The sequence below is a fragment of the Pseudomonas sp. LB3P14 genome, assembly GCF_054898045.1.
Window position 1 is genome coordinate 7007754 of the sequence record NZ_CM142714.1, and the last position, 12433, is coordinate 7020186.

The following is a 12433-nucleotide window of genomic DNA, read 5'->3' on the forward strand; positions in this document are numbered from 1 at the left end:
AATCTGCGGGCAAATGCCTACAGCTAAAAGAATAAAACCTACAGGAGTGTTCATCGTGAGCCGCCTGCTATTGAACTGCGACATCGGCGAGAGTTTCGGCAACTGGACCATGGGTCTGGACGCCGAGGTCATGCCCTTCATCGATTGCGCCAACATCGCCTGCGGCTTCCATGCCGGCGACCCGAGCATCATGCGCAAGACGGTCAGCCTGGCCCTGAGCAACGGCGTGCAGATCGGCGCCCATCCGGCGTATCAGGATCTGGTCGGCTTCGGCCGCCGTTCCATGGCTTACACCGCCCAGGAACTTCAGGACATTGTGCATTACCAGATCGGCGCCCTCGACGGTATCTGCCGGGCTCAAGGCGGGCGGGTGAGTTACGTCAAACCCCACGGCGCGATGTACAACGACATGATGGCCAACCCGGCGCAATTGCGCGCCGTTCTTCAGGCGGTGGCGTCCTATGATCGCCAGTTACCGCTAATGTTGATGGCCACTCGCGACAACCGCGCAGCACAGCAATTGGGCGATGAATACGGCGTGACCCTGTGGTTCGAAGCCTTTGCCGATCGCGCTTACGACAGCGCCGGCATGCTGGTTTCGCGGCAATTGCCGGACGCGGTGCATCACGATCCCGAGACAATCATCGAACAGGCGCTGATCATTGCCCGTGGTGGCAACCTCACGGCCAGCGATGGCAGTGCCTTGCACTTGCAGGCAAACACCCTCTGCGTACACGGCGACAACGCCAGTTCAGTGGCCGCCGTGCGACGCATTCGAGAAGCACTTGTTCAGCAGAGCGCACCATGAAACTTCGGGTGGAAGTGGTGGCGCTGGATTGCCTGATGGTGCGTCTTTTTGATGAGATCAGCGAGGCCAACATGCCGTGGATGCTCGCTGCCAGCGAAGGATTGCGTGCTGCGTTCGCCGGGCATCTGATCGATCTGGTGCCGTCCTATACGACGTTGATGGTGCATTACGATCTGACCGCGTTGAGTCCGGCTCAGGCGCGGGAGCTGATCGCTGAGGCCTTGATCGATCTGTCGCCCAACGCCTGCACGCGCGGCAAATGTCATGTGCTGCCGGTCTGGTATGACGTGAGCGTTGGCCCCGAATTGAGCCTGTTGTCCCAGCGCAGCGGGCTGGCGGTGGATGAAGTGATCCGTCGCCACAGCGAGCGCGAATATCAGGTGTTCGCCTTGGGTTTCGCGCCGGGTTTCGCCTTCATGGGATTGGTGGAGGAAGCGCTGGCGGCACCGCGTCTGAACACTCCGCGTAAAAAGGTAGCCGCCGGCAGTGTCGGCATCGCCGAACGCCAAACTGCCGCTTACCCGGTAGTGTCTCCCGGTGGCTGGAATCTGATCGGCCGCACCCCGGCCAAATTGTTCGACCGCGAACGCGACGGCTACAGCCTGATGCAACCAGGCGACACGGTGCGCTTCGAAGCCGTCAGCCATACCGAATTCATCAATCTGGGCGGTGACGACACGCCGTTGGAGGCGCAGGCATGAGTCGTTTATCAATAGAAGCGAGTACGCCGCTGTGCCTGTTACAGGACGCCGGGCGATTCGGCGTGCGGCATCTGGGCGTGACCCAGGGCGGGGCGGCGGATTGGCGATCGATGTCTTGGGCGAACTGGCTGCTGGGTAATGAGCTGGATGCACCGGTGATTGAAATCACCCTCGGCGGGTTCACCGTCGTTGCCGAAGAGGATTGCGTGCTGGCCCTGGCCGGGGCGGATCTGGGGGCGCTGGTGGATGGCGAGTCGTTGGCCCCGTGGCGCAGTTTCAGGCTGAACAAAGGTCAGCAATTGCAATTCACTCAGCCGCTGCTTGGCGCTCGGGCTTATTTGGCGGCGCCGGGCGGATTTGATGCGCCAAAAGTGTTGGGCAGTAGCGCAACGGTGGTCCGTGAGGAACTCGGCGGGCTGGATGGCATGGGCCGGGCGTTGGCCAACGATGCGCAGTTGAGTTATTCGGGGAGCTCGCTGCTACTGCTGCGGGAGTTGGCGTCCGAACAGGTGCCGGATTTCAAACTCAACGCGCCGCTGGACCTGGTGCTCGGTGCACAGATCGGCGAGTTCAGTGGGCAGAGTTTGTTTGATGCGTTCAACAGCGTCTGGACCCTCGACAGCCGTGCCGACCGGATGGGCATCCGCTTGCTGGGAACGGCGTTGCAGTATCAGGGTAAGCCGATGATTTCCGAAGGCATCCCGCTGGGTGCGGTTCAGGTGCCGCCGGACGGGCAGCCGATTGTGTTGCTCAATGATCGACAGACCATTGGTGGTTATCCGCGATTGGGCGCCTTGACGCCGTTGGCATTGGCACGGCTGGCGCAGTGTCTGCCGGGGGCAACGGTGCGGTTGCGGCCGGTGGTGCAGGAGGTGGCGCATCGGGAGCAGGTCGAATACCTACGCCGGTTTGCTTCACGCTGATCGTTCCCACGCTCTGCGTGGAAATGCCTCACCGGACGCTCCGCGTCCGCTTTTGGGACGCAGAGCGTCCGTGGCTGCATTCCTTTGCTGCGCGTGGGAACGATCAAAAGTCAGCGCTCTACTTGGACAGAAACCGCATCCCTTCCTCCAACCCCCGCAACGTCAACGGATACATCTGGTCGTTAATCAAGTCCCGCACGATGTTGGTCGAAGACGTATAGCCCCACGTATCTTTCGGATACGGGTTGATCCAGATGACCTTCTTGTACTTCTCCATGAACCGCTGCATCCACACATAACCCGCTTCTTCATTCCAGTGCTCGACGCTGCCGCCGGCCTGGGTGATTTCATACGGCGCCATGGCGGCGTCGCCAATGAAGATCACTTTGTAGTCAGCGCCGTACTTGTGCAGCAGGTCCTGGGTCGAGGTGCGCTCGGACGTTCGGCGCATGTTGTTCTTCCACACCGATTCATAAACGAAGTTGTGGAAGTAGAAGTACTCCAGGTGCTTGAACTCGGTCTTGCAGGCCGAGAACAGCTCTTCGCAGATCTTCACGTGGGCGTCCATCGAGCCGCCGATGTCGAACAGCAGCAGCAACTTGACGGTGTTGCGCCGCTCCGGCCGCATCTGGATGTTCAGCAGACCGGCATCACGCGCGGTGTGGTCGATGGTGCCATCGATGTCCAGTTCTTCCGCCGCGCCCTGACGCGCGAATTTGCGCAACCGCCGCAGGGCGACCTTGATGTTGCGCGTGCCCAGCTCCACCGAATCATCGAGGTTCTTGTACTCGCGCTGATCCCAGACCTTGACCGCTTTGCCCTGGCGCTTGCCGGCATCGCCGACCCGAATACCTTCCGGGTTGAAACCACCCGAGCCAAACGGACTGGTGCCGCCAGTGCCGATCCACTTATTACCGCCGGCATGGCGTTCTTTCTGTTCTTCGAGGCGCTTCTTGAACTCTTCGATCAGCTTGTCCAGGCCTCCAAGGGACTGGATTGCTGCTCGCTCTTCCTCAGTCAGGGATCGCTCGAATTCCTTGCGCAGCCAGTCTTCCGGGATCAATGCCTGAAGGTGATCGTCGAGTTTTTCCAAGCCATTGAAGTAAGCACCGAATGCCCGGTCGAACTTGTCGAAATGCTTTTCGTCCTTTACCAGAATCGCCCGGGACAAATAATAAAACTCGTCCATGTCGGCGAAGGTCACGCGCTGTTTCAGCGCGTTGATCAAGTCCAGCAGCTCCCGTACCGAGACCGGCACTTTGGCTGCACGCATTTCATTGAACAGGTTAAGCAGCATGGCTATCGCCCTCTATCATGTTAAAAGAGGGATCAGCGAGTGCCGCGACGGCTCATGAACGCCAGACGCTCAAGCAACTGAACGTCCTGTTCGTTCTTCACCAAAGCGCCTGCCAGCGGCGGAATAGCCTTGGTCGGATCGCGCTCGCGCAGTACCGCTTCGCCGATGTTGTCGGCCATCAGCAGCTTCAGCCAGTCCACCAGTTCGGAGGTCGATGGCTTCTTCTTCAGGCCCGGCACCTTGCGCACGTCGAAGAACACGTCCAGCGCTTCGCTGACCAGGTCTTTCTTGATGTTCGGGTAGTGCACGTCGACGATCCTCTGCATTGTGGTGCGATCCGGGAAGGCGATGTAGTGGAAGAAGCAGCGGCGCAGGAAGGCGTCCGGCAGTTCTTTCTCGTTGTTGGAAGTAATGATGATGATCGGGCGTTTCTTGGCCTTGATGGTCTCGTCGATCTCGTAAACGTAGAACTCCATCTTGTCGAGTTCTTGCAGCAAGTCGTTCGGGAACTCGATGTCAGCCTTGTCGATTTCGTCGATCAGCAGGATCACCCGCTCTTCGGATTCGAAGGCTTCCCAGAGCTTGCCCTTTTTCAGGTAGTTGCGAACGTCGTGGACCTTTTCCGTACCCAGTTGCGAGTCCCGCAGGCGGCTGACCGCGTCGTACTCGTACAGGCCCTGATGCGCCTTGGTGGTGGACTTGATGTGCCAGGTGATCAGCTTGGCGCCGAAGGATTCGGCCAGTTGCTCGGCGAGCATGGTTTTGCCGGTGCCCGGCTCGCCCTTGACCAGCAGCGGACGCTCCAGGGTGATGGCGGCGTTGACCGCCAGCTTCAGGTCATCGGTGGCGACGTAGGCCGGGGTGCCTTCGAACTTCATCTGCTAATCCTCGAACGGTAACGCCGACCTGAACGAGGCAGGGCGGGGCGCAATAATTGTAGTACCCGACTATAACGCGGAGCCCGGTCGACTGTGAACGCAGACGGCTTATTCAGTCTCTGAATGGGGCGTCACATCTTGACTCAATCTCGGTCGCTAGCCTTAACCGGCCTCCGGCTTCGACCGTTCATACCGGGCATTGAACGCCTGAATGAAACCATTACGTAAAATCTGCAAAAACGCCTGGAACGCGTCGATATCTTGTCGATGTACATTGCCTCTCAGTTCGACGCGAGTCGCAAATTGGTTCTTGCCCTGATTTTTCAGTACGGTTTCGGAGCCACCCACGATGGCCTCCCAGATCGAGCGGAAAAGCCCTTTGTCCTTGTTTTCTACGTCCTGCTGCCAATTGAACACGTCGACATCCTTCAGCAGCGGTTTGATGTAACCCGTTAATTGAGCTTTTTTAGCCTGCGCTTCAATCACCACATCACCGTGACCTGCATTGAAGTCGAACTTGCCGTAGGCCGAGGCGAAGTCGTTCATGCGTTTGAGTTCGATGCCCCTGGCTCGCAGACGGAAGTCGAAGTCTTCGAAATTGCTCAAGGGGTCGAAGGTTGCGGTGGTTTCCAGTGGCGCGTGCCCTAGCAGCAGCGCCTTGCCTTCAAAGCGAGCGTCGCGCTTGCCTTTGGTGTCGACCACGTTGGTCAGGTTGTAAATGCTGGCGTTGACCTGGGTGGCGTTCATGTTCACGGGGGGCTTGGAATTGAAGTTGCGGAAACTGATCTTGCCATCGTTGATCCGCACTTCGTTCAAGGTGATCGGCGCCAGTTTGCTCAACTGCGCACGCCAGTCGGTGCCCTGACCGGTTTGGGAGTTTTGCTTGTTGGCACCGCCGTCGACGAAGTTCACCTCGGGGTTGAAGAACTGCACCTCGGCCACGACGGCGTGGTCGTACCAGAGCGAGTGCCAACTGACGGAAAGGTCGATCAGCGGCGCGTTGACGAAAGGCACCGGGACTTTACCGTCGACCTTGACGATTTTCAGTCCGTTGATTTTGTAGGCGCCGCGCCACAGGGCCAGGTCCACATCGGTGATCTGGCCCCGGTAATCGCCCATGTCCGCCAGCTTATCGTTCAGGTAGTCGCGCACCATGTAGGGCAGGGCGATATGCAGGGCAATCAGCAGCACAACAAGGCCGGCGAGGGTCCACAGCGGCCAACTGTATCTCCGTTTCATGATGGCAAATCTCTGGCGATGTACAACCATTGACTGCTGCGATTACAGGACGTTCGACTGACTGGACGACCACGGGTAACAGGCATACCTTGAAGGGCTTATTCAATGCTGTACAAGGACCCAGCCATGAGCCGTATTTTCGCTGACAACGCCCATTCCATCGGCAATACGCCGCTGGTGCAGATCAACCGTATCGCCCCGCGGGGCGTGACCATCCTGGCCAAGATCGAAGGGCGTAACCCCGGTTACTCGGTCAAGTGCCGGATCGGTGCGAACATGATCTGGGACGCCGAAAGCACCGGCAAACTAAAGCCTGGCATGACCATCGTCGAACCGACCTCGGGCAATACCGGTATCGGCCTGGCGTTCGTTGCCGCGGCTCGCGGTTACAAACTGATGCTGACCATGCCGGCCTCCATGAGTATCGAACGACGCAAAGTGCTTAAGGCACTGGGGGCCGAACTGGTACTGACCGAACCGGCCAAGGGTATGAAAGGAGCGATTGAGAAAGCGACTGAAATCCTCGCCAGTGATCCGTCCAAGTACTTCATGCCCGCTCAGTTCGACAATCCGGCCAACCCGGCTATCCACGAAAAAACGACCGGTCCGGAAATCTGGAACGACACCGACGGTGCAGTCGACGTCTTGGTGGCAGGCGTCGGAACGGGTGGAACCATCACCGGGGTTTCTCGGTATATCAAGAATACCCAGGGCAAACCGATCATCTCGGTGGCGGTGGAGCCAGCGGTGTCGCCGGTCATCACTCAGGCAATGGCCGGTGAAGAGATCAAGCCCAGCCCTCACAAGATCCAGGGTATTGGTGCCGGTTTTGTGCCGAAAAATCTTGATCTGTCGATGGTCGATCGGGTGGAATTGGTCAGCGATGACGAATCCAAGGCCATGGCCCTGCGCTTGATGCAGGAAGAAGGGATTTTGAGCGGCATTTCCTGTGGCGCCGCCATGGCTGTGGCTGTCCGTCTGGCGGAAACCCCGGAAATGCAGGGCAAGACCATCGTGGTGATCCTGCCGGATTCCGGCGAACGCTACCTGTCGAGCATGCTGTTCAGTGATCTGTTTACCGAGCAGGAGAACCAGCAGTAGGAGCTGCCGCAGGTTCGGGCCGCGTTCGGACGATCTTTTGATCTTGTTTTTGATCTTGTGTGAGGGGGGGTGATTCAGGTCAGCCCCTGTTCAGGAACTTTATGTTAATAAGTGCTTTATTGCGCGATCCTTAACACTGAATGTTGAGATAGGCGGGTGTTTCCCGAGACCGGTAATGTTTATCATGGCCGGCTGCCACGTTGGGTAAATCGCGTTGTGCAGAGTTGTCTACTATCAAGGAGTTGTTGATGACCTTTTCCATTGCCGCGAAGGCGTCGCTGTTGCTGCTGTTCCTCGGCAGCACTCTCTATGTGCATTTACGCGGCAAGGCGCGTTTGCCGGTCCTGCGTCAGTTCGTCAACCATTCGGCTTTGTTCGCGCCCTATAACGCCTTGATGTACCTGTTCTCCAGCGTGCCATCCAAACCCTATCTGGACCGTAGCAAGTTCCCGGAGCTGGACGTGCTCAAGGACAACTGGGAAGTCATTCGCGACGAAGCGATGCACCTGTTCGACGAGGGTTACATCCGCGCCGCCGAAAGGAACAACGACGCCGGATTTGGTTCGTTTTTCAAGAAAGGCTGGAAGCGCTTCTACCTCAAGTGGTACGACAAACCGCTGCCATCGGCCGAAGCCCTGTGCCCGAAAACCGTGGCACTGGTCAGCAGCATTCCCAACGTCAAAGGCGCCATGTTCGCGTTGCTGCCAGGCGGCAGCCACCTCAACCCGCACCGCGATCCGTTTGCCGGTTCCCTGCGGTATCACCTGGGGTTGTCGACACCGAACTCCGACGATTGCCGGATCTTCGTCGACGGTCAGGTCTATGCCTGGCGTGATGGCGAAGACGTGATGTTCGATGAAACCTACGTGCATTGGGTCAAGAACGAAACCGACAAGACTCGGGTCATCCTGTTCTGCGACATTGAACGACCACTGAGCAACCGCCTCATGACCCGCATCAATCGCTGGATCAGTGGATTCCTGGGCCGCGCCACTGCGCCGCAGAACCTGGATGACGAACGTGTTGGCGGAATTAACCAGGCTTATGCCTGGAGCAAGAACTCCAGTGACAAGTTCAGCGGTGTGATCAAACAGTGGAAGCGTCGTCATCCCAAGGCCTACCGTGTGCTGCGACCGGTGTTGGCGGTGGTGGTGCTGACGTTGTTGGGGTATTGGTTATTTGGTTGATGTCGATCACGAAGTGAAAAACCGCTCCTTGGGAGCGGTTTTTTTTTAGGTTAGCCCGCTCTTGTGATGAGGGAACCGGTGTAAACCACCGTTGTTTTGTTTACCTGAGAAGCCATTGCAATCCATGTCAGTCGCTGGTTATAGTCGGCGCTCGGTGGTTTTCCAACCCACCTTCCAACCCATCAAAAAAGATCAGCCCATGCCAACTTCCCTCATCAACGCGGTAGTCGATTCAGCGGTCAACGCTGGCGTCGTGCCGTGCGGGAATCAGCAGCCTGTGCAGATCAGTCATTACCCCCCACCTGTCAGTAGCACGCCGGTGTGCGCAGTCGTATCACCGCCGGGCGTTGGCTTTTCGGGCTGATCAGCTTTTTTCTGCTGTTCCCATGCCCGTCTGAAAAAGCGTCCGCTTGAAAAAACTACTGAATTTCAGCTTCGGCTGAGTTGGCTTTTTGCCTGACTACAGGTGGTATTCATGTTTGTCCTTTCGAAAAAATCCGCGCTCGCGGCGGCGTCCACGAGCCTGTTCGTTCTGTTGTGGAGCAGCGGGGCGATCTTCTCCAAATGGGGCCTGGCCCACGCGTCACCTTTTGCCTTTTTGCTGTTTCGTTTCGCCATCGCGCTGTGCGGTCTGGTGCTGCTGGTGCCGTTGCTCAAGCTCAAACTGCCGAAGGGCGGCAAGCCGATGGTGTATGCGATGGCGACAGGCGTGGTGTTGCTGGGGGCTTATCAGATTTTCTATCTGCTGGCCCTGGACCTGAAAGTCACGCCGGGGGTCATGGCGACGATCATGGGCGTGCAGCCGATCCTCACTGTGGTGTTGATGGAGCGGCAGCGTTCCTGGAGCCGGATGTTCGGCCTGGCACTGGGGCTGGCGGGGTTGATCATGGTGGTCTATCAGGGCATCGGTCTGGCCGGCATGTCGTTGGCCGGCATGCTCTTCGGATTGCTGGCGCTGGCGAGCATGACGTTCGGCTCGATCATGCAGAAGCGCATCACCGACAATCCCCTGGGCACACTGCCCGTGCAATACCTGGCGGGACTGTTGCTCTGTGGGATCTTCGTGCCGTTCCAACCCTTTCATTTCGAACACGGCACCGGTTTCATCGTGCCGGTGTTGTGGATGGGATTGGTCGTGTCGGTGCTGGCGACCTTGCTGCTGTATCGCTTGATCGCCCGGGGCAACCTGGTCAATGTCACCAGTCTGTTTTACCTGGTGCCAGCGGTGACGGCGGTCATGGACTACTTGATTTTTGGCAACCGGCTGGCGGCATTGAGCATGCTCGGCATGTTGCTGATCATCGTCGGCCTGGTGTTCGTTTTCCGTAAATCAGCCTGAACTGAGCCGACGCCTTCGCGAGCAGGCTCGCTCCCACAGGTTATATGCGATCCCTGTGGGAGCGAGCCTGCTCGCGATGGCAATTTCAATAACGGCACATATCACCGGGCATCCACTTCACCCTTCTTCACCACCGCCGGCTTCAACACCAACCACAACGCCGCCGCAATCAACACACCGCCATAGATGTGCGCCATCGACAACGGCTCATCCAGCAACAACGCCCCCCACAACACCCCGAACGGCGGGATCAGGAAGGTCGTGGTCATCGACTTCACCGGCCCGACCGAGCTGAGCAGACGGAAGTAAATAATGTACGCAAGCGCGGTACACACCAGCCCCAACCCAAGCAACGACAACCAGACATTCCAGCCGCCCCAGCTCGCCGGTGGCTGGCTGATCACGCTGTAACCAAACAGTGGCAACAGAAACAACGTCGCACCGAGCATGCTGCCCAACGCCGACAGTCGGCTGTCGAGACCACCGGCCTGATCAAGCCAGCGGCGCGCGAGGAACCCGGCGAAACCGTAGCAGGTCGTGGCGAGCAGGCAGGCGAGGGCGCCCATCAGCAGTTCCATGTCGAACGCCACCGGGCCCGCACGCGTCAGGACACCGACGCCGAACAGCCCGAGAAACACCCCGCCAAGCTTGGCGGTGGTGAGCCTTTCATGGAAGAACAGACCGCCGATCAGCACGCCCATCAGCGGCGTGGTGGCGTTGAAGATGGCCGAGTAACCGGCCGGCAGCACTTGCGCGGCGACCGAATACAGGGTCGCCGGAATCCCTGAGTTGATCACCCCGAGCAGCATCACGGTTTTGAGCTTGCCTTTGAAATCCCAGCTGATGCGCATCAGCCCGAGGATCACCAACAGGCCGACAGCGGCAATTGACACGCGGAAAAAGGCAGTGGGGATTGTGCCAATCACCGGGGCGATGATGCGCATGAACAGAAAACTCGCGCCCCAAATGGCGGCAAGCGACAGCAAACGCAGAGTATCGACGGGGTTCACAGCACATTCCTTCCTTGATTGGCGCGCAAGTGTCGCGCCAGTCAGGACCCAAGGCAATGGTTGCGTTGCGTAACATAGGGCCACTAAGCTCAGGCCCCAACGATAAGATTCAGCCGCCGAGGTTTTACCTATGCCGCAGCAATGGCCAGCCGCCGACATCGCCCGAATGATCCTCGATGGCTTTGACGATTATCGCGAGCATTTCCGCCAGATCACCGACGGCGCCCGAGCTCGGTTCGAGCAGGCCAAGTGGCAGGAGACGCAATCGGCGTCGGCGGCGCGGATCAATCTCTACGAAGAAAAAGTCGGCGAAACGGTGGCACGGCTACACATCGCTTTCGACACCGACACGCTGGATGTCAGTTGCTGGCCGCTGGTCAAAAGCGCTTACATCACCTTGATCGACCTGCGCTTCGACGATGAACTGTCCGAGACCTGGTACAACTCGATCTTCTGCGGGCTGTTCAGCCACGACCTGATCAGCGACGGCTGCATGTTCATCCACACCACCCGGCCGAGCCTGCGTCGGGCCCGTGCCGCACAAACCCGCACGTACAAACCTCAGGGGCAGTTGTCCGGGATGCTCGCGAGCATTTTTGCCGACTACCGCTTCAGCGAAGATTACGCCAACCTGGCGGGCGACCTGTCTCGACTCGAAGGGCAATTGCGCGAGAACCTGCCGGACTGGGTCTGCAAGGATCCGGAGTTGAGCGTCGAACTGTTTTCCTCGGTGCTTTACCGCAACAAGGGCGCGTACCTGGTGGGGCGCATCTACACACAGGACGAACAATGGCCGCTGGTGATTCCGCTGCTGCACCGCGAAGGCCGCGGGATTCAGATCGATGCGCTGATCACCGATGAAGCGGACGTGTCGATCATCTTCTCGTTCACCCGGTCGTATTTCATGGTCGACGTGCCGGTACCGGCGGAGTTCATCGGTTTCCTCAAACGTATTCTGCCGGGCAAGCACATTGCCGAGCTGTACACCTCGATCGGTTTCTACAAGCACGGCAAGTCCGAGTTCTACCGGGCGCTGATCAACCACCTGGCCAACACCGACGACCAGTTCATCATGGCCCCGGGCGTGCGTGGCATGGTGATGAGCGTGTTTACCCTGCCGGGTTTCAACACCGTATTCAAAATCATCAAGGACCGCTTCTCGCCGTCAAAGAACGTCGACCGCGCCACGGTGATCGAGAAGTACCGTTTGGTGAAGAGCGTCGACCGGGTCGGGCGCCTGGCCGACACCCAGGAATTTGCCGACTTCCGTTTCCCGTTGAGCAAGTTCGACCCGGCGTGCCTGGAAGAGCTGCTTGAGGTGGCCGCGTCCACGGTGTCGGTGGAGGACGACACCGTGCTGATTCGCCACTGCTGGACCGAACGGCGGATGACGCCGTTGAACCTTTATCTGGAGAACGCCAACGACGCTCAGGTCCGCGAGGCGCTGGAAGATTACGGTCTGGCGATCAAGCAACTGGCGGCGGCAAACATCTTTCCCGGCGACATGCTGCTGAAGAACTTTGGCGTCACTCGTCATGGGCGGGTGGTGTTTTATGACTATGACGAGATCTGCTTCCTGACTGAAGCCAACTTCCGTCACATCCCGCAACCGCGTACACCGGAAGATGAGATGGCGTCCGAGCCGTGGTATTCGATTGGGCCGCTGGATGTGTTTCCTGAGGAGTTTCCGCCGTTCCTGTTTGCCGATTCGGGGCAGCGCAAGTTGTTTGATCAGCTGCATGGTGAGTTGTACAACGCTGATTACTGGAAGAGTCTTCAGGAAGCCATTCGCGCCGGCAAAGTGATTGATGTGTTTCCTTATCGGCGCAAAGGCCTGGATAACGAATAGCCCGCACTGATCGTTCCCACGCTCCGCGTGGGAATGCAGCAAGGGACGCTCCGCGTCCCAAGAGCGGACGCCGAGCGTCCGGGGAGGCATTCCCACGCAGA

Annotated in this window: 11 protein-coding genes; 7 read left to right on the top strand and 4 right to left on the bottom strand. The window is 58.6% G+C overall.

Translation table 11 applies throughout. From position 1 onward, the window contains the following. Positions 1–55: 55 nt before the first annotated feature. From ACYZT5_RS32235 to ACYZT5_RS32245, 3 genes are read left to right on the top strand one after another with little or no spacing between them, the layout of a single operon-like run. Positions 56–808 (top strand): 5-oxoprolinase subunit PxpA, encoded by a 753-nt coding sequence (locus ACYZT5_RS32235; RefSeq protein ID WP_462048894.1) that lies wholly within the window; start codon positions 56–58, stop codon positions 806–808. After that, positions 805–1509, top strand: a complete 705-nt coding sequence (locus tag ACYZT5_RS32240; protein WP_462048895.1) for a 5-oxoprolinase subunit B family protein — start codon at positions 805–807, stop codon at positions 1507–1509. Before ACYZT5_RS32235 ends, ACYZT5_RS32240 begins: the two co-directional genes overlap by 4 nt. Next, positions 1506–2432, top strand: coding sequence for a 5-oxoprolinase subunit C family protein (locus ACYZT5_RS32245; RefSeq protein WP_462048896.1), 927 nt, complete (start codon positions 1506–1508; stop codon positions 2430–2432). The genes ACYZT5_RS32240 and ACYZT5_RS32245 overlap by 4 nt, the downstream gene beginning before the upstream one ends. Positions 2433–2550: 118 nt before the next feature. Here the strand turns inward: ACYZT5_RS32245 and ACYZT5_RS32250 are convergent, their stop codons facing one another. The 3 genes from ACYZT5_RS32250 to ACYZT5_RS32260 form a co-directional block, all read right to left on the bottom strand. Next, positions 2551–3729 carry a vWA domain-containing protein gene (locus ACYZT5_RS32250; RefSeq protein WP_462033862.1) on the bottom strand — a complete coding sequence of 393 codons (1179 nt, stop codon included), beginning with the start codon at positions 3727–3729 and terminating at the stop codon, positions 2551–2553. A gap of 32 nt (positions 3730–3761) precedes the next feature. Then, positions 3762–4607: an AAA family ATPase gene (locus tag ACYZT5_RS32255; protein ID WP_123366756.1), complete on the bottom strand. Its 846-nt coding sequence runs from the start codon at positions 4605–4607 to the stop codon at positions 3762–3764. Positions 4608–4769: 162 nt separating this feature from the next. After that, complete coding sequence (locus tag ACYZT5_RS32260) at positions 4770–5846, bottom strand: DUF748 domain-containing protein (protein ID WP_462048897.1); 1077 nt, start codon at positions 5844–5846, stop codon at positions 4770–4772. 126 nt (positions 5847–5972) lie between these two features. On the opposite strand from ACYZT5_RS32260, the gene cysK reads away from it, so the two are divergent. The 3 genes from cysK (at position 5973) to ACYZT5_RS32275 (ending at position 9473) form a co-directional block, all read left to right on the top strand. Then, positions 5973–6947 carry a cysteine synthase A gene (gene cysK, locus ACYZT5_RS32265; RefSeq protein ID WP_462048898.1) on the top strand — a complete coding sequence of 325 codons (975 nt, stop codon included), beginning with the start codon at positions 5973–5975 and terminating at the stop codon, positions 6945–6947. 248 nt (positions 6948–7195) lie between these two features. Further along, the gene (locus ACYZT5_RS32270) at positions 7196–8134 is read left to right on the top strand and encodes an aspartyl/asparaginyl beta-hydroxylase domain-containing protein (protein ID WP_462048899.1); all 939 of its coding nucleotides are present in this window, start codon (positions 7196–7198) and stop codon (positions 8132–8134) included. Positions 8135–8609: 475 nt separating this feature from the next. Then, positions 8610–9473, top strand: coding sequence for a DMT family transporter (locus ACYZT5_RS32275; protein WP_462048900.1), 864 nt, complete (start codon positions 8610–8612; stop codon positions 9471–9473). Positions 9474–9574: 101 nt separating this feature from the next. Here the strand turns inward: ACYZT5_RS32275 and ACYZT5_RS32280 are convergent, their stop codons facing one another. Further along, a complete protein-coding gene (locus tag ACYZT5_RS32280; protein ID WP_462048901.1) occupies positions 9575–10483 on the bottom strand; it encodes a DMT family transporter in 909 nt (302 codons plus the stop codon). Positions 10484–10613: 130 nt separating this feature from the next. On the opposite strand from ACYZT5_RS32280, the gene aceK reads away from it, so the two are divergent. Beyond that, complete coding sequence (aceK, locus tag ACYZT5_RS32285; protein WP_462048902.1) at positions 10614–12332, top strand: bifunctional isocitrate dehydrogenase kinase/phosphatase; 1719 nt, start codon at positions 10614–10616, stop codon at positions 12330–12332. Positions 12333–12433: the final 101 nt, after the last annotated feature.